This is a genomic window from Mucilaginibacter rubeus (genome assembly GCF_014643835.1).
In the GTDB taxonomy this organism is placed as follows: Bacteria; Bacteroidota; Bacteroidia; order Sphingobacteriales; family Sphingobacteriaceae; genus Mucilaginibacter; species Mucilaginibacter rubeus.
In genome coordinates, this window is sequence record NZ_BMKD01000004.1 from 56,265 (window position 1) to 77,817 (window position 21,553).

At 43.1% G+C, this 21,553-nt stretch carries 19 protein-coding genes; 10 read left to right on the forward strand and 9 right to left on the reverse strand.

Annotated features, from left to right (window positions below; genetic code table 11):
- Positions 1-57: 57 nt before the first annotated feature.
- The 5 genes from IEX80_RS14100 to IEX80_RS14120 form a co-directional block, all read right to left on the reverse strand.
- A complete protein-coding gene (locus IEX80_RS14100; RefSeq protein WP_188833285.1) occupies positions 58-1,182 on the reverse strand; it encodes a glycoside hydrolase family 26 protein in 1,125 nt (374 codons plus the stop codon).
- 44 nt (positions 1,183-1,226) lie between these two features.
- On the reverse strand, positions 1,227-2,450 hold the full coding sequence (locus IEX80_RS14105) for an AGE family epimerase/isomerase (RefSeq protein ID WP_188833286.1): 1,224 nt from the start codon (positions 2,448-2,450) through the stop codon (positions 1,227-1,229).
- Positions 2,451-2,464: 14 nt separating this feature from the next.
- On the reverse strand, positions 2,465-3,661 hold the full coding sequence (locus tag IEX80_RS14110; protein ID WP_176628892.1) for a glycoside hydrolase family 130 protein: 1,197 nt from the start codon (positions 3,659-3,661) through the stop codon (positions 2,465-2,467).
- Between the two features lie 11 nt (positions 3,662-3,672).
- Positions 3,673-5,505, reverse strand: a complete 1,833-nt coding sequence (locus IEX80_RS14115) for a sodium:solute symporter family protein (protein WP_176628891.1) — start codon at positions 5,503-5,505, stop codon at positions 3,673-3,675.
- Between the two features lie 257 nt (positions 5,506-5,762).
- Positions 5,763-6,641, reverse strand: coding sequence for an AraC family transcriptional regulator (locus IEX80_RS14120; RefSeq protein ID WP_090528369.1), 879 nt, complete (start codon positions 6,639-6,641; stop codon positions 5,763-5,765).
- A gap of 831 nt (positions 6,642-7,472) precedes the next feature.
- Here IEX80_RS14120 and IEX80_RS14125 point away from each other — a divergent pair.
- From IEX80_RS14125 to IEX80_RS14170, 10 genes are all read left to right on the forward strand, one after another.
- Positions 7,473-8,237, forward strand: coding sequence for an MlaE family ABC transporter permease (locus IEX80_RS14125; protein ID WP_223266281.1), 765 nt, complete (start codon positions 7,473-7,475; stop codon positions 8,235-8,237).
- Positions 8,238-8,248: 11 nt separating this feature from the next.
- Positions 8,249-9,022, forward strand: a complete 774-nt coding sequence (locus IEX80_RS14130) for an ABC transporter ATP-binding protein (RefSeq protein ID WP_090528374.1) — start codon at positions 8,249-8,251, stop codon at positions 9,020-9,022.
- A gap of 28 nt (positions 9,023-9,050) precedes the next feature.
- Positions 9,051-10,040: an MlaD family protein gene (locus IEX80_RS14135; protein ID WP_090528376.1), complete on the forward strand. Its 990-nt coding sequence runs from the start codon at positions 9,051-9,053 to the stop codon at positions 10,038-10,040.
- 538 nt (positions 10,041-10,578) lie between these two features.
- Positions 10,579-11,028 (forward strand): SRPBCC family protein, encoded by a 450-nt coding sequence (locus IEX80_RS14140; RefSeq protein ID WP_188833287.1) that lies wholly within the window; start codon positions 10,579-10,581, stop codon positions 11,026-11,028.
- Positions 11,029-11,091: 63 nt separating this feature from the next.
- Positions 11,092-11,646: a DUF1572 family protein gene (locus tag IEX80_RS14145; RefSeq protein WP_188833288.1), complete on the forward strand. Its 555-nt coding sequence runs from the start codon at positions 11,092-11,094 to the stop codon at positions 11,644-11,646.
- Positions 11,647-11,784: 138 nt separating this feature from the next.
- Positions 11,785-12,105 carry an ArsR/SmtB family transcription factor gene (locus IEX80_RS14150; RefSeq protein ID WP_090528388.1) on the forward strand — a complete coding sequence of 107 codons (321 nt, stop codon included), beginning with the start codon at positions 11,785-11,787 and terminating at the stop codon, positions 12,103-12,105.
- Positions 12,102-13,067 (forward strand): SRPBCC domain-containing protein, encoded by a 966-nt coding sequence (locus IEX80_RS14155; RefSeq protein WP_188833289.1) that lies wholly within the window; start codon positions 12,102-12,104, stop codon positions 13,065-13,067. Before IEX80_RS14150 ends, IEX80_RS14155 begins: the two co-directional genes overlap by 4 nt.
- 297 nt (positions 13,068-13,364) lie before the next feature.
- Positions 13,365-14,894, forward strand: a complete 1,530-nt coding sequence (gene guaA / locus IEX80_RS14160) for a glutamine-hydrolyzing GMP synthase (protein ID WP_090529629.1) — start codon at positions 13,365-13,367, stop codon at positions 14,892-14,894.
- Positions 14,851-16,104 carry an ABC transporter substrate-binding protein gene (locus IEX80_RS14165; protein WP_188833290.1) on the forward strand — a complete coding sequence of 418 codons (1,254 nt, stop codon included), beginning with the start codon at positions 14,851-14,853 and terminating at the stop codon, positions 16,102-16,104. The genes guaA and IEX80_RS14165 overlap by 44 nt, the downstream gene beginning before the upstream one ends.
- Positions 16,101-17,273: an RsmB/NOP family class I SAM-dependent RNA methyltransferase gene (locus IEX80_RS14170; RefSeq protein WP_188833291.1), complete on the forward strand. Its 1,173-nt coding sequence runs from the start codon at positions 16,101-16,103 to the stop codon at positions 17,271-17,273. Before IEX80_RS14165 ends, IEX80_RS14170 begins: the two co-directional genes overlap by 4 nt.
- A 155-nt stretch (positions 17,274-17,428) precedes the next feature.
- Here IEX80_RS14170 and IEX80_RS14175 read toward each other — a convergent pair whose 3' ends face one another.
- The 4 genes from IEX80_RS14175 to IEX80_RS14190 form a co-directional block, all read right to left on the reverse strand.
- A complete protein-coding gene (locus tag IEX80_RS14175) occupies positions 17,429-18,001 on the reverse strand; it encodes a MarC family protein (protein WP_090528400.1) in 573 nt (190 codons plus the stop codon).
- Positions 18,002-18,013: 12 nt separating this feature from the next.
- Complete coding sequence (locus tag IEX80_RS14180) at positions 18,014-19,177, reverse strand: MFS transporter (protein WP_188833292.1); 1,164 nt, start codon at positions 19,175-19,177, stop codon at positions 18,014-18,016.
- Positions 19,178-19,274: 97 nt separating this feature from the next.
- On the reverse strand, positions 19,275-20,831 hold the full coding sequence (locus IEX80_RS14185) for an amino acid permease (RefSeq protein WP_112653578.1): 1,557 nt from the start codon (positions 20,829-20,831) through the stop codon (positions 19,275-19,277).
- 256 nt (positions 20,832-21,087) lie between these two features.
- Positions 21,088-21,450 carry a hypothetical protein gene (locus tag IEX80_RS14190; protein WP_176628881.1) on the reverse strand — a complete coding sequence of 121 codons (363 nt, stop codon included), beginning with the start codon at positions 21,448-21,450 and terminating at the stop codon, positions 21,088-21,090.
- Positions 21,451-21,553: the final 103 nt, after the last annotated feature.

Below are 21,553 nucleotides of genomic sequence, written 5' to 3' on the forward strand. Positions count from 1 at the left end.
ATGAATGTATTATCCACTCCTCTATGAACCATGAAATATCATCCATGAACCGCAAGGCTACTGCTTCCAATTTGGCTTACCATAAATGCCCAGTGGTGTTATGCGGTTTTGGAAAATGGTTTGCGGGTTGTTATAAAACTTTATAAAATAACCGGCGCTGGATTGGCCGGGATATGGAACGTAATAATGATGATCGTTTCCGTTGCGCCATGCCATTACGTAGGATACTTTATGCTTAGCAAGGGTTTGCAGTAATATATCCATCCACCAGTTGGGCATGGGGATACCTTCATAGCCGGTTTCGGGCAGGCATGTTATTTTATGGTGTTTTACAGCGATGCCATCAACAATGGCAAGGCGTTGATCCAGCTTTGCTTGAAAACGCTCAACGCTTTGCGTACAATAATTATCAAAGCCTATAAAATCCGCGTAAGCATCGCCGGGATAGCGTTCCAAAAACTCATCTTCTGATTCAAAATCAGCCGCCGAATATACGATGAGCAGGTTATGCAGCTTCTTTTTATCCCGCAGGTATTCGATAGTAAAACGCCACAGGGCTTTAAATTCATCGGGGGTACAGGTGTTTTTGCACCACCAAAACCAATTGCCCGTAAGTTCATGAAATGGCCGGAACAATATCGGGATAGCCTCTCCTTCCGGGCCTTTCATATCAGCTAAATAATTGGCCGCACGATCAAGATAGCCAACGTATACATCATGAAAAGCGCCGCCGGGGATAAGATCTTTTACGGCATGCTGTGTGGTATCCCAGGCGGTTTTGCCATTGGCCGGGTTATCCATATGCCAGCAAAATGTATTGATGCCGCCGCGCGCGTAAACGTCCTTAACAAACTGCTTCTGCTGTTCAAAGGCGATTCCGTTAATATCATGAATGCTGTCGTGCTCAATCCTGGCCAAATCCCAGCCATACAGAGCCGGGTATGATCCGGTAACACTCTTAACATCTGAGCGGCCTGGTTCATTACGCCATCCCACACCATAAGCCAGGTCATCGTGGTGACCAAATATTACCCCCACGTTAAGCAGGCGCTGCATACTGTAAAAAAGCTGCAGGGTTTCGGTTGTGGCGTGCTTATCGGCAGGTTCAAACAGCTGCGCCATAGCGGTTGAGCTATGGAACAGCAGGTATAAAACAGCAATCCTTCTGAAAAATTTTATCATAATCACTGCCGCTAAGTTAAACCATTTGAAGCCTTGCTTTACGGCTAATTTATCGGGCCTATACGCCTGATAATTTCAATACATGCACGGCTATTATGATAGGGGCATTTCCAAAGCCCTGCTTTGTCCTCGCCGGGCATTATGCTGCCATCGGCTTTGATACCCCAAAACCATTCACCGTTTTGTTTATCCAGTATTTTATCTTTTATAAAAGCCCAGTTTTTAAGGACCAAATGAAAGTATTTATCATTACCGCTAACCTGCCAGGCGTTGTAAAAACCTACCATAGCTTCGGCTTGTACCCACCAGTGTTTTTCTTTGATGAGGAGATCATCCGCCGGTTCATATTCATACCATAAGCCACCATCTACATCTAAACCCTGTACGGTTGCTTCTGTTATCGCGATGCAAGTGCCGCTGACCTTCTCGATAATTTCCTGATTACCAATAACTTCGGCGGCCTCCAGTAAAAGCCAGGTGGCTTCAATATCGTGCCCGTACGATATGGTTTCTGACCGGCGGTTCCAATCCTCATCAAAAAACAGCACGAGGTGCCCGGTTCCAGCATCAATAAAATGATCAAAAAAATTATTGATCAGGGTTTCAATCTGCTGTTTAAGTCCGCCATCCGGCCAGATGCGGTACAGGTTGGTATAAGCTTCCAGTACGTGCAGATGGGTGTTCATGGTCTTTTTCTCATTGGCATCCTTAGCGCTTAGCCTAAGATCGCCGAGCGGCTGCCAATCGCGCGTGAAAGCTTCGAGATAACCCGTTTTATCCTTGTCGTAACTTTTATTGATCAAAAGATGATAGAGGCCGATGGCTTCCTGCTTTACCCTTTCCGATTTCGAAGCTATATGATATTCACTCAGCGCGTAAATGGTAAAGGCATTGGCATATACCTGTTTTTTTGTATCCGGCATATCACCTTTGTAATCAACCGACCAATACACGCCGCCAAACTCATCATCAACAAAATGAGCTTTGATATAATCATAGGCCCGCTTAGCTGCCTGTAAATAAGCTTCATCAGGCTTTTGATTGTAAGCAGCAGAAAAACTCCACAGTATCCTCGCGTTTAAGACCGAACCTTTGGGGGCACCGGGAGTAACCTGGTTATCATTGTTGATCTTGCCCCAAAAACCACCGTTTACATCATCTACAGTATGATTGAGCCAATAATTGAGGATATTTTTCAACTCACCTGTTAGCTCATTGCTGAAGACAGCAAGCTGATGATTTGAAACAGTATTTGATGGTTGAAGCATGTTTAAATCTCTGTTCAGGCGCCGGCTCCCTGTAATTGGCTTAAAGCTTTATTTTTATCGATAATATTGTACACTGCCTGTACCGATGAGGCCGAACGCAAACCATCGGCCGGTGTGTTCATGGCATAGTCTATCAGTTTATCAATTGTAGTAGTGGCTACATGCATGCGGGTATCTGAGGACGCATAATAAACATAAACCGATCCGTTATCATCGGCTATCCAGCCATTACAGAACACTACATTGGATACATCGCCGATACGCTCCTCACCGACCGGTGCCAAAAAATAACCTGCTGGTTGGTAAAGTACTTTAGTAAGGTCATGAAGGTCGGTCATAAACATGTACAACACATAACGTAAACCAGCAGCTGTATTGCGTACGCCATGCGCCAGGTGCAGCCAGCCTTTTTCCGTTTTGATTGGCGCCGGGCCCTGGCCATTCTTGGCTTCGTAAACGGTATGGTAGCTTTTATTGTGAATGATTGTTTCATGGTCAACAACCGCGTGCTCCATAGTATCGCACAAGCCAAAACCTATTCCACCACCGGTCCCTGCACTGATAAAACCATCCTGCGGACGGGTATACAAGGCATACTTACCATCAACAAACTCGGGGTGTAATACCACGTTGCGCTGCTGGGGCGAGTTGGTTTTCAGATCGGGCAGGCGCTCCCATTTTACCAGGTCCCTGGTGCGCGCGATACCGCAGGCTGCTATCGCCATCGACTGATCATATGACGGAGCTTCGGGGTCACGGCGTTCGGTACAAAACAGGCCATAGATCCAGCCATCTTCATGCTGGGTAAGGCGCATATCGTACACATTGGTATCGGGCTCATCGGTTTGGGGCAGTTCAACCGGGTAATCCCAAAATTTAAACCCATTGATCCCATCAGCACTTTCGGCCACAGCGAAAAACGATTTCCGATCGGCGCCTTCAACCCTCGCTACCATCAGGTATTTGCCGTTAAACTTTATAGCGCCGGCATTAAAAACCGCGTTAATACCAAAACGTTCCATTAAATGAGGGTTGGTTTTAGCATCAAGATCATATCGCCACTCAAGCGGGGTATGGGCGGCAGTAAGCACAGGATATTTAAACCGGCAAAAAATACCGTTGCCTGTTTCCTCAACCTGGTTTTGCCGGTTAATCAATTGCGCTTGTTCGGCCTGTAGTTGAATGAGCCTTTGGTTAAATTCCTGCGTCATATAGTTTTTTATCAATAGTCTTTTAATTTATTCCACCATGTTTTTTTCAGTATGGTAATAGTAACCACCAGTATGGCTATGGTAACTATGAGCGATGCTTTTTGTGCCAGTATCAGGTACATGGGCAGTATGGTAAGGCAGCATTGTGTAATAGTACCGATAACCACGTTGAACATGTTTAGCTTAAAGTTTTTGTTAGGCACAAATGATGGATTTTTCTCCATTACCAAAGCCTTAACAGGCCCCCAAAAGCCCCACGGCCTTACGGTGGTATAAAACGACCGCAACACGGTCATATCCGTTGGCGCTGTAGCGTACGAGCCGATAACCGAGCCCCCCAGCGAGATGACAAACAGCACCGGGAACCAGTACAACAGTTGGATCGAAGGGATAATAAGCGAGAATATCATGGCTGACAAAATCCCCGAAAGCATCCCGTAAAAAAAACCGTTGGCATTAAAGCGCCACCAATGCCATTTAAGTACGTTACTGGCTATATAACCGCCATAAAGTGCCGATACTATCCATTGCAGCACACTGTTCACATCCTTTACAAAAAAGCCGAGTATCACGCCTACCGCTACCACAAAAACCCCCACCATGTAATTGGCGGTGATGATTTTTTTGGTAGATGCCTTCGGGTTGATGTATTTGAGGTAGATATCATTCACAATATAAGCTTGCGCCGCGTTCATGGTACCGCTGAAGGTGCTCATGAAAGCTCCAAGCAAACCGGCCAGCAACAATCCAACCAAACCAACCGGCAAAAAGTTGTTGATCACGGCCGGCAGGATGCGTTCAAAATCAATAGCCCCTTTGGCGTCTTTCAAATCCATTCGGTGATAAAAAAGTACACCTAGGATAGTTAAACTCACAATAAGCGAATAACGGATAGGCAGCAGGATGATATTTACAAAGCCGCTCATTTTGCTGGCCTCTTCGGGCGAGCGGGTGGAGAGGATCTTTTGCATATCATAATTAGGCGCGGGCCCGGCCACTGCCGCGAAGAAGCCTTTAAAAGTCATCATCATAAAAAACAGGCCGAACAGCGAATAACCATCTTCTTTGATCTTATTGTTTACCTCGTTGATGATCCCCGTCCAGCTAAGGCCAAGATTTTTACCAAAAAAAGGGCTATACCAGCCATCGGGCACATTGAGGTGGTTCCCGCTGAGTTTGCCTGCAGCTATGAAACTGATCCACACGCAGGCTACGGTCATAATGCCGTACTTGATCATATCGCCCAGTACAATACTATGCATGCCACCTATGATAGAATAAAACATGGCAAATAGCGTAAATATGATCCCGTACATATGCGGTACATACTGAGGCGCCACGTGGAAGGGCACGTAAGCTTTAACCAGGTCCCAGGGAATAAATATTTCAATGAACTTGCCCAAACCAATAAACCCATAAGCCAGGAAACCAAAACAGCTTAACAGCGCGAAAGCGATAACTACCACATTTGACCCTGTTACCCCCGGCCCGGTTTTACCGAAGCGGGTTGCCAGCCATTCGGCCCCGGTAGCGGCGTTTGACCGGCGCAGCCAGCGCGACAGGTACATCATTAAAAACACCTGGTTAAATACCGGCCATAACCAGGGGATCCAGATACTTTTCATACCATAAACAAAGCACAGGCTTACCATCCACATGGTACCGCTGATGTCGAACATATCGGAGGCATCGCTTAAACCCAGTTTATACCAGGGTAAAGATTTGCCGCCCAGCATATAGCTTTCCTTATTTTCGCGGGCCTTTTTACGGTACCATAAACCAATAAAAATGGTGCTCAGCAGGTATAAAACTATAATGGCAACATCAAGTAAGTGTAACTTCATCTTGTCTGATTTTGTCTGAACCGGAATTTTTTGAATTAAATAATTGTCAGAATACTACAATCCTGGTTTAAAAATGGCCAAATACAATAAATTCGACGAATTCATAAATTCCAAAAATTCGAGTTCAGACACCTAACTGTCATTACTCAAAAATGAATTTATTATCAGCAACTTTATAATACTTTTTTAACCTTATATTTAACTTTATCGACAGGCTGATACATTTTTAACCAGCCATAAAGCCAAATAAATACCAGTTAAATAAATACGCGGTTTCCGGTATAGGTTTCCCTGAATTCTTTGGGAATACACATTTTTTTACGCTTAAAGATCCTGTTGAAATTGGAGATATTGTTAAAGCCGCATTTATAGGCAATTTCGGCTACCGTGGTTGTAGAGTCAATAAGCATCCTGGAAGCATGCCCAAGCCTGATCTCGTTCAAACTGTCAATAAAGGTTTTGCCCGTGCGCTTTTTGATAAACCTGCTAAATGAAGCTTCGGGCATATTGGCAATTTTAGCTACTTCGGCAAGGGTGATTTGCTTGTTATAGTTAATATTCATGTGCTCAAACACTTTTTCAATGCGGCGGCTGTTGTAGTAAAACTTCTCATTTGTAAAGCTTGGATCCGACAGCATTTTCATATTGCGGGAAATTGACAGGTCATGAAGAATGGATAAAAGTTCTAATACAGAGTCAAAACCACTTTTTTTATCCAGCTGCATAATCCGGTCTTTAAGCGCGTAAATGGTTTCCGATGAGAAAGAAATCCCCCTTTGCGAGCGCTCGAGCATGCTTTTTACAAAACTTAACTGATTTCGCTTCAGAAACTTTTCATCAAACAGATCCTTATGAAACTGGATGGTAACCTCGGTTATATCTTCGCTTTGACATTGGTGCGTAAACCAGGCATGGTATAAGTTTGGGCCTATCAGCGCAAGCTCTACTTCTTCAATAACCTCAATATGGCCACCTACCACCCTTTTGGCTCCTTTGGCGTTGATAATTAAATTAAGCTCGTATTCGTCATGATAATGAAGCGGAAAATCAAATTTCTTTTTTACCCTCGAAAAAATAGTAAAACAATCACTTGGCGTTAGCGGAGTTATCTCCCGCATTACATTACTTGTCGTCATAGAATCCACTAAAATAAGTTTACTAATTAATGATACTAATTTAACACTTTTATACTTTCAAAATGTCAATTAAACAATTAATTATTAATTCTCGTTACCTCATTGCGTATTATGCCCCCTTACAGCACTGTAACCAATTAAAATGTGCCTGCAGGGTTTAACGTTAGTTGTATGGCAAAATCACAGTTAACCTCACTATCTGATAATTTGCCGTTAATATCAAGCCGTGAAAACTCAAATGAATTTGGCAGCGCGTTTTAAAATGCCTGGTAATACAGTATAATATAAGGCAACTTATCAAAATTTTACACTTCATTAACTAATATTTTAGGGGCTGTACTGCGCTATATAAATTTTAACTTTTAGGTTTGCAGACAAATTGGTTTAAACATTTAACCCAAACGGTCAAAGGTTTATTTAGCCGTAATTTAATCTGTCATTAATACTGTATTGATAATTTGCCGGCAGAGATTTTGGCCGGCCTTTTGCTACAGCATTTTATAATTGATTTATTATCAAATGTACTTTTAATGCACGGGCAAGATGTAATACTTTTTTTTCATTATTTAGTTTTAAATTACCAAAAACGTTTAAATTACTACTGTAAACACTCAAAACAAAGCATCGGCACCTAATACTTTTATGTCATTTTATTAATTAAACAAATTCTTTTTAAAACGATTTAAAAAGTTGCCCAAAGTATCTTAATGAAATAAAACACGGTACAGCAAACAAACACCTGCGGGTTTTGTAGAGTTACCATACGCATATACAAGTACATTTTTAATGGACAATACGCAAAGCATAACCAGGCATACAAACAAAAGATTCGTGAAGCTTAAACAAAGCCTGAGCGACTTTTTTTTAACGCTTTACCGGATAAACCAGTTTATCATCCGCTTTTTTAAAGAAGCTTTTGTACCACCTTTTGAACTTAAGGAAGTTATACGCCAGTGTTATGAAGTAGGTGTACGTTCATTTACCCTGATATCGGTTACGGGTTTTATTGTGGGGGTGATATTTACCAAGCAATCAAGGCCATCGTTATCACAGTTTGGCGCCGAATCGTGGTTGCCTTCGCTGGTATCCATAGCCATCATGCGTGCGCTTGCGCCCTTGGTTACCGCACTGATAGCATCCGGAAAAGTAGGCTCAAGCATTGGCGCCGAGCTGGGGTCCATGCGCGTTACCGAGCAGATAGACGCGATGGAAGTATCGGGCACCAAACCATTTAAATACCTGGTATGTACCCGCGTGCTGGCTACCACGCTTACTATTCCAATTTTATCAACCTATACAGGCTTTGTGGCTTTATTTGGCGGGTATTTAAATGTAACCATGAACGAAGGCACCACCTGGACAACTTTTATACAGGAAGTTTTTGAGCCGCTAACCTTTACCGATTTTGTGGCATCGCTTATAAAATCAATTGTATTTGGCTTTACCATTGGCATTGTGGGCTGTTACCAGGGCTATAACTCCAATAAAGGAACCGAAGGCGTGGGTAAAGCTGCAAACGGCGCGGTAATTACCGCCATGTTCCTGGTGTTTATTGAAGAAGTTATTATTGTACAGATAACCGGCTGGTTCCGCTAATTTATGGAGATATGAAAAAGGCAGCAGTACACACAGATCATAATAACCCGGTTATCAGCATCAGGGGCTTAAAAAAAGCTTTCCAGGATTATGCCGTACTCCGCGGTATTGACCTTGACCTTTACCAGGGTGAAAACCTTGTAGTGCTTGGCCGCTCAGGTACAGGTAAGTCGGTACTGATCAAGATCATATCGGGCCTGCTTAAACCTGATGAGGGTATGGTAAAAGTATTTGGCCAGGATATCGCTCATATTACCGAAGATGACTTACAGAAATTACGCATCCGTATCGGCTTTTCGTTTCAGAACAGCGCTTTGTACGATAGTATGACCGTGCGTAAAAACCTGGAGTTCCCGTTGGTGCGTAACAAACGTAACCTTACCCGCGGGGAGATCAATACCGCGGTTGAAACGGTGCTTGACGCGGTTGGACTTTCGCAAACCATCAACCAGATGCCATCCGAGCTTTCGGGCGGGCAGCGTAAGCGTATCGGCATTGCACGAACACTGATCCTGAACCCCGAGGTTATGCTGTATGATGAACCTACCGCCGGCCTTGACCCTATCACCTGTATCGAAATCAATGACCTGATTAACGAGGTGCAGCAGCGGTATAATACATCATCCATCATTATAACACATGATCTGACCTGCGCCAAGCAAACCGGCGACAGGATAGCCATGCTCTTAGACGGGCAGTTTCAGCGCACCGGCACTTTCGACGAGGTGTTTAACACCACCGATAGCCGGGTGAAACCATTTTACGATTACAACTTTATTGAATAACAACAATTAGATAAGATATACCATTATCATGGATCCAGCAGAAAAAAGAAAATCGATCATAGTAGGCATATTCCTGGCACTTGGGCTCATATTGTTTATATTGGGGGTATTTACCCTGGGGGGCCAGCAAAAAGCCTTTGTTAAAAATATAAAGTTAAGCGCCGTATTTACCGATGTTGCCGGTTTAAAGAAAGGCAACGCCATTTGGTTTTCGGGCGTTAAAGTTGGCACTATCAGCAATATCAAATTTATCGGCCCATCAGAGGTCCAGGTGTATATGAATGTTGATGAGGCTACACAGCAATACATCCGCCGCAACGCGATGGCCAAAATAGGATCAGACGGTTTGATAGGTAATAAAATTATTGTGATAGAAGGCGGAACCGCACAGGCACCGGTAATTGAAGATGGTGACGTATTGCAATCCGAAAAAATGCTCTCGACCGATGACATGCTTAAAACCCTGCAGGATAATAACCAAAACCTGTTAGCCATCACTAACGATTTTAAATCATTAAGCCATAACATATTGCAAGGTAAAGGTACCGTTGGCGCATTATTAGCCGACAGCACCATGGCGATACAACTGCGCGGCGCCATGCGCAACCTGCAGGCCACTACTCAAAGTGCTGCTTTAATGGCTGTACAGCTTGACCAGTTTAGCCGTAAAATGAACACCAAAGGCGGCCTTGCCGATAAAATGCTTACGGATACAGCTACCTTTGCTCAAATTAAACAGGCTGTAGGCCAACTGCAGCAAACCGCAGCAAACGCTTCAACACTTACCAGCAATCTTACCAGGGCAAGTAACAAGCTTAACACTACCGATAATGCATTAGGCGTATTATTGAACGATCCCAAAGCGGCGGTGCAAACACAATCGGCCATTAATAACCTGCAGGCAGCATCTATCAAATTAAATGATGACCTGGAAGCCGTTCAGCATAACTTTTTCCTGAGAGGTTTTTTCAAGAAGAAAGAAAAAGCAAAAGCTGATAGTTTGAAAGGAAAACAGTAAGCCCCCTCTAAACGGCGTAGCCCTCATGAGCACTAAAAACTAAAAACTCATGCCGTTGTTGGTGTTGTCACCACCAACTTTTTTGCCTGTTTTATATCTAATAATCACGAAATCACCATTTGCTATCCACGTAGTAATTGAGCGGCGCTCGGCGCGGAGTTGTTGGGGACAACACCAACAACGGCGAGAGAGATTTCTAACTCGTTCCTCGTTTCGAAATGACAATTACTTTTGTTTGATAATCCTCTCAAAAAAAATGCGTTCCGTATCTCACCCCGGAACGCAATCTCGACAACGTCTCATTGATATCGATCAACTAAACCAGGTTAAATCTCAGCCTGTACTTTATTATACACGCATATCGTGTCATTGTTTTAAATAATTAAAAACCAACACCTTAAGCAAAAATCCATTCACTCCAACTGTCTGATTTTGCACATATCATGTTCAATTACGGTCATATAAATTGGTTAACGCTGGTCTTTCCCATTTTTAAATTTTATTTTCACTTTACCTCTTAATCAACTACCAGGGAAACATGACAGACAGTTCACCATATGAAACAGAAATAAATAAAACGGTTAATATCAATGCCCCGGTTTCAAAGGTGTGGGATGCCATGACAAATCCGGCATTAATTAAGCTATGGATGTCTGATTCTGCAATTGATGTGATATCCGAATGGCAGGTTGGAAGCCCAATAATTTTCCGGGGGGATCTGCACTGGATAAGTTTTGAAAACAAGGGCACTATCCGGCAATTCGACCCCGAAAAGGTTTTTCAATATAATTATTGGAGTTCGCTTTCAAACCTGCCTGATATACCTGAAAATTACACAGAAGTCCGCTTTGTATTAACCCCCATTGAAGATAAAACAATGGTTATATTAACCTTAAATAATTTTCCGGACGAAATAATTTACAAGCATGTTAATTTTTACTGGAATGTAACACTTGCTATATTAAAAAAACTGTGTGAACAATTATAAATTTAATACCAAAGCTCATAGCTTTATGCTTTTTGCGTTCTGCTTTCAGCTGTAAATTAACTTATGGAAAATGACTATTTAACCAGTGTAAAAAAGCAGTTTGCTTATTACAAATCCCTCGGCGAAAAAACGTTTGAACAGCTTACCGACGAACAATTATATTGGCAATACAACTCCGAATCAAACAGCATTGCCATGATCGTGAAGCACATGGCAGGCAATATGATTTCCAGATGGACTGATATTTTCACTACTGATGGTGAAAAATCCACCCGTAACCGGGAAGCTGAATTTACCCCTTCTACCCCCACCCGCCAAACAATTACCAAAACCTGGGAACAGGGATGGCAATGCCTTTTTGATACGCTTGATAAACTAACCGCCGACGATCTCGATAAGATCATCTATATCCGCAACCAGGGCCATACGGTTATGGAAGCCATTAACCGGCAGCTGGCCCATTACCCTTACCACGTTGGCCAGATCGTTTTTTTAGGTAAGATGCTTTGCAATGAAACCTGGCATTCGCTATCTATCCCCAGGGGGCAATCTGAAAATTACAATGCAGATAAATTTGCCAAAGAGAAACGGAAAGCGCATTTTACAGATGAAGAATAAGCCACTTACTCCCCTTTTATTAACGTCCTATTTCTTCGTTTGCTTAAAATACGAGCTTTAAAATATTTTTTCGAATAAATTTCCGCAACCGATTAATTGCATTTATATTTGCAATCAAACGGTTGCAAAAAAGTTTTTATGAGAAGAGATGTATTTCAGGCCATTGCCGATCCTACCCGCAGGGCCATTATTAGTTTGCTTGCTTTGCAGGCTATGACACCCAATGCCATTGCCGAACATTTTCAAAGCAGCAGGCAAGCTGTATCTAAGCATATCCAAATCCTGAGCGAATGCCAGCTGGTTAATCAAAAACAAACCGGCCGCGAAATTTATTATCATTTTAACGCTCAAAAAATGAAAGAAGTGGATGTTTGGATGGACCAGTTCCGCGCCCTGTGGGAAACCCGTTTTAGCCAGTTAGATAACGTACTACAAAACCTAAAAAACAAACAGTCATGACAAACAACGAAACCGTATTTACCAAAGACCTGCAAAACAGACGGCTTAATGTGGTAAGAACTTTTGACGCGCCACTCAATTTAGTATGGCAGGCATGGACCGACAGTGAAATTCTTGACCAGTGGTGGGCACCAAAACCTTATCGCACCGAAACAAAAACCATGGATTTTAGGGAAGGCGGCTACTGGTTATACCAGATGGTTGGCCCGGAGCATACTGAACATCCAACATGGTGCAAGGAAGAGTATAAAACCATTGTAGTCCCGCAAAAAATCGCCAATGCCGTTTCCTTTTGTGATGAAAATGCTGTAACCAATACCAATTTTCCTGTCATGAACTGGGAGAAGAACTTTACCGGCGAAGGTGAGCATACTACCGTTAACATCGATATCTATTTTGATAAAGTGGAAGATATGCAAACCATTGTTGGTATGGGCTTCCAGGAAGGCTTCACTGCCGGCTTAAGCAACCTTGATCATTACCTGAGCACAGCTTTCAGAATAAGGAAAGATCTGAAACCGGGCAATGCGGCAAGGGTTACCACTTATTTAAATTTCCCCGGAAACACTGAAGAGGCTTTAACCTTTTACAAAGAGGTTTTTAAGGGCGAGTTTACAGGTAAAAAACTCACGCGGTTCAGCGATATAGAGTTGCCGGCTGAGGTCCGGATGAACGAAGCTGATAAAAAATTGATCATCCACGGCGAACTTACCATTATGGGCGGCCACATACTGATGGCTACCGACGCGCCGGAGAGTATGGGCTTTAAACTGCAGACCGGCAATAATATGCACATCAATGTTGAACCCGAAAGCCGCGAAGAAACCGAGCGCCTGTTCAATGAACTTTCGGCCGGTGGTGTGGTTACCATGCCATTGAGCGATATGTTCTTTGGGGCATACTTCGCAGAGTTTACTGATAAGTATGGAATTAACTGGATGTTGAATTATCAGAACGTCTGAACAGGGATTTGGGGGGATTTTTGGATTAGTGGGATTTTAATTGCGATTTTAATATAGCTTAACGTCCCATCAGGGTCTCTCGCAGAGGACCCTGATGTATACACTCTACTTGCGCTCGTTTGCAACGAGCGCTTAACGTGGCTTAGCGATTGCATCGCAACTCGCATTACAAATGCGGAACCATATTAAGCACTCATCACAGATGAGCGCAGGTGGAACTTAATTTAATAAATTCGGGTTCAGACAATTTCTCAAATCTCCTATCTCACATTTCATATCAAAATCCTATCTTTGCCCATGCAAGAAAAAATCCTCATTCTTGACTTTGGCTCGCAATTCACCCAACTTATAGCGCGCCGTGTCAGGGAGCTCAATATTTATTGTGAGATCCACCCCTTCAATCATTATCCCGAAATTGACAGCACTGTAAAAGGTATCATTCTTTCCGGCAGCCCTTATTCTGTAAGGCAGGAAGATGCTCCTCATTTCGAATTTGAAAAATTCCATACCACACGCCCTATTTTAGGTGTTTGCTACGGTGCGCAGTATGTTGCCCATTTTCATGGCGGCGAAGTATTACCATCAAGCACCCGTGAATACGGTCGCGCCAATTTGGAATATATTAAACAAGATAATCCATTGTTTAAGGATGTTCCAGGTGGCTCACAGGTGTGGATGTCGCACGGCGATACCATTGCAACCATTGGCGATAACTTTGAGGTAATTGCAAGTACCGATAGCGTTAAAGTTGCCGCTTACCAGGTTACCGGTACCCAAACTTACGGCATCCAATTTCACCCGGAAGTTACCCACAGTATTGATGGTAAACAATTGCTGCAAAACTTTTTGGTTGACATTTGCGGTTGCAAACAAGACTGGACACCTGATTCATTCATCGAAACCACAGTTGCCGCTCTTCGCGAAAAACTGGGCGATGATAAGGTAGTACTTGGTTTATCAGGAGGCGTTGATTCGTCGGTTGCGGCAGTATTGCTGCACCATGCTATCGGCAAAAACCTGCATTGTATATTTGTAGATAACGGCCTTTTGCGTAAGGATGAATTTGAGCAGGTGCTTGATTCATACCAACACATGGGCTTAAACATAAAAGGCATCGATGCTAAACAACGTTTTTATGACGCGCTTGCCGGCTTAACCGATCCTGAAAAGAAACGTAAAGCTATCGGCCGGGTGTTCATCGAAGTATTTGATGATGCCGCGCATGAGGTACAGGATGTGAAATGGCTTGGCCAGGGCACAATCTATCCCGACGTTATCGAGTCGGTATCAGTAAAAGGCCCTTCAGCTACCATCAAATCGCACCACAACGTTGGTGGTCTGCCTGATTTTATGAAACTTAAAGTAGTTGAGCCACTTAACACTTTATTTAAAGATGAGGTAAGGAAAGTAGGTAAAGCTTTAGGTATCGACCCTAATATTTTAGGTCGCCACCCTTTCCCGGGCCCGGGCCTGGCTATCAGGATTTTGGGAGACATCACGCCTGAAAAAGTAGCGATATTACAGGAAGCTGATGCAATTTATATAAACAATTTACGTGCTGCCGGGGTTTACGATAAAGTTTGGCAGGCCGGCGCTATATTTTTACCGGTACAGTCGGTAGGCGTAATGGGCGATGAGCGTACTTACGAAAACGTGATCTGCCTCCGTGCCGTTGAATCGGTTGACGGGATGACCGCCGACTGGTGCCATTTACCGTACGACTTGCTGGCCAAGATCAGCAACGAGATCATCAACAACGTAAAAGGAATTAACCGGGTAGTATATGATATCAGTTCAAAACCACCGGCCACCATTGAGTGGGAATAAGTGGTTACCGTTTTTTTGCATAGCCTTGCTGCTGGCCGCGTGTTCACCCAAAACGCGGCCGGTAGCAACTACCATAAAAAAACCGACTGACATCGAAAAAAAGCCCGATAATACCTCCGAAAAACCGGTCAAAGCCCCGGAGCAAAAGGTAGCTACTATAGCCATGATCCTGCCTTTGAATCTTGAGCATTTAAATCCGGCTCAAAAATATAGCCCTATACAATTAAGCCAGGCCAATATCGCTGTTGAATATTACCAGGGATTTAAACTCGCCCTCGATTCGCTTACTGCTTACGGAAATAATTATAAGCTGCAGATCTTTGATTCAAAGGATGAGGCTATGCAGGCACATGATCTGGCTTTAAACGCGTTTGTACGTTCAAGTGATCTGATAGTCGGCCCGGTTTTCCCGGACGGTGTAAAAGCGTTTTCAGGCGCACTGTCTTATTCAAAGGGACCAATTTTATCTCCCCTATCGCCTGCCAATCCAAGCACAATTAAAAGCAAAAATTTAATCACTGCTATTCCGCCGCTTGAATATCACGCATGGGGCGCTGCCGAATACATTAACAGAACGGTTAAGCCTAAAAAAATCTTTATTCTGCGTTCGGGCTTTAACCAGGAAAATGATTACGCTGTTAATTTTAAAAAGGCTATCGACAGCTTAAGCAAAAAGAAGGTAAAGGTTACCAACGTATATGTTATACGGGGCAAACTGAGTAGCCTGCTGCCGCAGCTATCAAAAACCGAAAAAAATGTGTTTTTGATCCCCGCTACCGACCAGGCATTTTTGGGTGTAACCCTCCGGTCGTTAGATACATTGAACAAACATTACCCGGTTATGGTGTTTGGGCACCCGAGTTGGGAGAAGTTTAGCTTCCTGAAACCGCAACTTTTACAACGTTTGAATACGCATATTACCTCTACCGAAAAAATAAATTACAAAGCGGGGGCTACAATAACATTTTTACGTAACTATAGGCGTGCTTATCACGTTGAACCGACCGAATACGCCATTAAGGGTTTTGATGAAGGGCTATACTTTGGCAGGCAACTTTTTGCCGATAAAGGATTAGCTTCAATTGAGGGAACCGATTTTACCGGCCTGCATAACAGTTTTCATTTCATCAAAAAGCCGGGCCTGGGTTGGATCAATACCCACGTAAATATATTAATGTATACTAACTTTGAGCTAAAACAGGTAGAATGAAGGCTATAAATCAGCTTAAAACGTTTCAGCGAATTTTGGGTGAATACCCTGCCGATACGCCACTAAGTAAATTTTTACCCGGCTTTTACCGGCAAAACAAACAAATGGGCTCAACCGACAGGCGGGTTGCCAACCGGTTAGTATACAACTACTTTCGGCTTGGCAGGGCACTGCCTGATGTGCCTGAAGATGAACGCCTGTTAGTTGCCGAGTTTTTATGCAACACCCAAACCAACTCTTACCTGCAACACTTCAAACCAGAGTGGGCTGTATGTGTTGGTTTTAGTGACGATGATAAACTGGCCCTTGTAAAAACCGCCTACCCTGATTTTAAACTGGCAGATGTTTTCCCATGGAGCAGCCAGCTTTCAGAAGGGATTGATAAAGAAGCTTTTCTAAAATCATTTTTTTGCCAGCCCGATCTGTTTATCCGCGTACGCAACGGTTATGATCATTTGGTAAAAGCCGAACTAACCAAAGCCCAGGTTGTATTTAAAGACGAAGGTAATGGCTGTTATTCGCTGCCAAACGGTACGCGCCTCGAAACCATATTTCCTAAACAACATTGGTTTGAGGTGCAGGATTATTCATCGCAGCAAACTGGCAATTATTTTAAGCCGCAACGCTGGGATAGCTGGTGGGATGCCTGCGCAGCATCGGGTGGTAAATCATTATTGCTGCATGAAGATGAGCCTAATATCAAACTGGTTGTATCCGATATCCGCGAATCGATATTGGCTAACCTTGATGAGCGCTTTCAATTGGCCGGATTAACCAAATACCAGAAAAAAGCCCTCGACCTTACCCAAAACATTGATTCGGTGATGCATGATTATGCATTCGACGGGATCATCCTTGATGCCCCCTGCAGTGGCTCGGGCACCTGGGGACGTACTCCTGAAATGATAGCCCAGTTTGATGTGCATAAGATTGAGTTTTTCCAAAAGCTTCAGAAGAGTATTGCCCAAAACGTAGTAAAATACCTCAAGCCCGGTAAGCCGCTCATCTACATTACCTGCTCGGCCTTTAAAGGCGAGAACGAAGATGTGGTTGACTACCTGGTAAATGAACTTGGCTTAAAGCTTGAAGAAAAAGCGGTTTTAAAAGGCTACGAGCGTAAGGCTGATACAATGTTTGTGGCGAGGCTGAGCCCTTCTCCAATCATTTAATAAAAAATATGTCATTGTGAGCATAGCGCGGCAATCTCGTCGCGTTAATGACCATCATGCCAATCTAATATGCATTAGCTACGAGATTGCCGCGTCGCCCTTTGCGCACATTCCCTGGCTGCTCCTCGCAATGACATGTAGTATATATTTGATATCTACAAATGCGTATTACTCCTGAACAGTTTAATAGCTATAGCCAATAAAATAATCCCGAATGCTTTACGCAATACGCTCAAACCTATCGGCCCAAGCAACCTTTCCAGCCACTTTACATTTTTAAGAACTAAGTAAACTACAAGGGTATTCAGCACAATGCCTACAAGGATATTTTGGGTTTGATATTGCGATTTGAGGGAAAGCAGCGTAGTCATGGTACCGGCTCCTGCAATCAGTGGAAAAGCCAGTGGTACGATGGAAGCGGCCTGTGGTAATTCCTCTTTAAAAAAGTCGACACCTAAAATCATTTCCATGGCGATGATGAAAATCACCAATGAACCTGCAATAGCAAATGAAGAAATATCCAAGCCTATTACAGCCAATAGTTCATCACCTATAAAAAGAAAGGTCACCATAAGCACCAGCACGGCTATACTGGCCTTTTCCGACTCGATATGACCTACACGTTGCCTGAGCTGGATAATTACCGGTATAGCACCCAAAATATCAATAATAGCAAAAAGGATCATCGTAACCGAAATGATCTCCTTAAAAATAAATGGGTGCGGCATGGTCTCTTAAATTTATTCTTTTCTCTTTAACCGGATACTTAGCAGCAACGCAGCTAAAATATAGCATGAAGATAAGAAGAAAATAGCATGTACCGATAGCAAAGCTGCAAAGCCGGCTGTAACCGGACCAAGGGTTTGCCCTATGGAAGCATACGACTGGTTGATGCCCAATATTTTGCCTTGTTCTTTATGGTCAATATGATCGGCAATTATTGCGTTGAGCATAGGATTACGCAGACCGTTGAACAGGCCATAAATACAAATACCTATAACGAACGGAATAAAATGATTGGTGAGCCCGGTTGCAAACATCGCCGCAAGGCAAAGAAAAGTAGAGAGCAACAGGATCATTGATTTAGATGAAAACCATTTGGTAAACAGCGGCACACAAAGCTGCATAATAATACCGCTCACGCCGAAACCTGCGTACAGAATACCGATCTGTGTAGGGTTGATCTTCAATACATCAACAGTAAAAGTTTGAAATGCGATAATCATGGTAAACTGCGCCATGGTGAGCATAAAGCCTGTAAATACGGCCGTGCCAATAACCGGCCGTTTAAGGGTAGTTATCAGCGATGTAAACGAAAATTTAGTTTTTTCTGAATTCTTTTTTGTTTTATCGGGCGGGTTGGTTTCCTTTAAAAAGAACAGGCTGCAAAGTGTGCCTATAAGTGAAATGCCAGCCGCAAAAAAGAAAGGTACCTGCATACCGTACCTGTTCAGGAAGCCGCCCACGGCAGGCCCAATCACAAAACCAAACCCAAAGGCAGAACTTAGTATACCGAACCTTTTTGCCCTATTATCCGGCCTTGCCGTATCCGATACCATGGCCTGTGCCACAGAAACATTTCCTCCTGTTAGCCCGTCCAAAATCCGGGCTGCAAAAAGCATGATCATACTCCTCGCTTCGGCAAACAGAATAAAGGAAATACAGGTACCTGCCAGGCTGATCACCAGCAAAGGCTTCCTCCCCCATTTATCAGACAGGGAACCCAAAACCGGTGTGGCAAAAAACTGAGCTACTGAAAAGGAAGCGGTGAGGATACCTAATGTTTCGCCGGTAACGCCAAAGGTTTTACCATAAGAGTAAAGTATCGGTACAATAATGCCGAACCCTAACGAGTTGATGATACATACAAATACTAATACCCACAGGTTTTTATCGCCCTTCATGAAGCGGTATCATTGGTTTACTGGTATAAAAAGAGAATGTAACAAAAAAGGTTCTGAAAATTCAGAACCTTTTTTGTTTATGATAACATTGTTATGATTACTCAACAAATTTAGGGTTGATAGGGTTATTAGCACCTTCAACTTTACCATGGCGTACATGTGAACGTTTGATACTGTAACCAAAGTAAACGGCAAAACCAATCAATAACCAAACAATAAGCCTTGCCCAGTTTTCCCAGCCTTCGCTGGCAATCATACACAGACATATGAGGGCGCCAAGCGGGCAAACTATCATATAAGCCGGAGTTTTGAACGGGCGTTCAATGCCAGGGTCGGTTCTCCTTAAAATAAAGATACCAATACATACAAGCACAAAAGCAAACAGTGTTCCTATACTCACCATATCCCCTACATATTTATCAGGAATAAAACCGGCAAATAATGACACAAACACAAAGAATAACCATTGCGATTTGTAAGGCGTACGGAATTTAGGGTGCAGCTTTGAGAATACTTTAGGGATCAAACCATCGGTGCTCATAGTATAAAATACACGGGTCTGGCCCATCAGCATCACCAGGATCACCGAAGAGAAACCTGCAAGTATCGATACAGTAACAAATGAAGCCAACCATCCATAACCAGGCATAGCGGTTTTGATAGCGTAACTTACTGAAGCTTCTTTACCCTGGATCAGGAAATCTTTGTATGATACTAAACCTGTTAACACATGCGAAAACAGAATATAAAGTGCAGTACAAAACACTAACGATATCAAAATACCTTTTGGCATGTCTCTCTGTGGGTTCTTAGCTTCCTGAGCAGCAGTTGAAACTGCATCAAAACCAATAAAGGCGAAAAACACAACGCTTGCTCCGCGTAATACGCCAAGCCATCCATGGTTAAAGGTATCGGCATAGTCAACTACTCCGGCACTCACTTTAATTTTTCCTGCATCGGCAGGGATAGTATATGGGGTATGGAAAGCCGGGTTAATAAAGTGCCAGCCTAAACCAATGATCATCAATACAATGGCAACTTTTACAATTACGATGATATTATTCACAACTGCCGATTCTGCAGTACCACGAATCAATAACAGCGTTAACAGGAACAGGATCAGAATAGCCGGCAGGTTAACGATACCTCTTGTACCCATTTCGGCGGCGTACATACCTGCAGTGGTATTTGAGACTTCCATAAACGAGTGCGACCATGCGTATGGTATATGCACGTTAAAGAAAGTGGTTAAAAATTCATTAAAATACTGCGACCAGCCAATTGCAACTGTAGCGGCACCAAGCGCGTATTCAAGCACTAAATCCCAGCCAATGATCCAGGCAATAAACTCGCCCATGGTAGCGTAAGAGTAGGTATAAGCAGATCCTGCGATGGGGATCATACTGGCAAATTCTGCGTAGCACAATCCGGCCAGGGCGCAACCGGCGGCTGCTATAAGGAAAGAGATGGTAACCGCAGGGCCGGCATGTTCACCTGCCGCAGCTGCCGTACGAACGAAAATACCGGCACCTATAATTGCGCCGATACCGAGTGCTATAAGTGAGCCAACGCCTAAGGTTCTCTTGAGCGACTTCTCCGTCTCTGCCGAAGCAGCCATTAGTTGAGCAATCGGTTTCTTAATAAATAATTTCATTTTAAATTAGTAAGATCAGTCAAAAATTAAAAATTTACATTTCCCCAAACGTACTTAAATTTATTGAAAACATAAAGCGCCGAATGAAACAACAGTTAAGTATTAATTATCAAAATATTAAACTGTTAAATGCTATTAAATCTATAGAGAATCGGATTTTAAAGCTGAATACAGAACGCCTAAAGTTCAAATCAAATAAACCGGCAAATCTCACAGCGAACTGCTGCTCACTGCAAACTGTTACTCAAGCAAAATGCTACTGCTCCCCTTCCCGTTTCACCAGCAACACTTCATCATTATCTAATAACAGGTAGCCGTACTCATAATTAAAAAAATAGGTCGACCCGGTTTTGGTTTGATAGATGCTGGTAATATGGTCAAAATCAAAACCTTTTGCTGTGAGTTTTTTACGGGTTGTTTTGGTTTTGCCGGTCGGGTTCAACTCTTCCAGCACACGGCGGTTACGGCGCAGGATATTATTGATATTACGCACCAGGTTATAGCTGTTACTGTTAAGCTGATTGTTATAATTATTGCGGCACAGATCATTACAAAACTTTTTGTCGGCACGGCCTTGTAGTGGCGTACCACAATCTAAGCATACTCTTTCCTGATTCATGACATAAAGATAGCGATTAATTTATCCGTTTGCAAACGCTTGCAAACGGATACTATCGACTATAAACGGTTAATATCCGGTTAATTTTTCTTGCCCTCCCCAC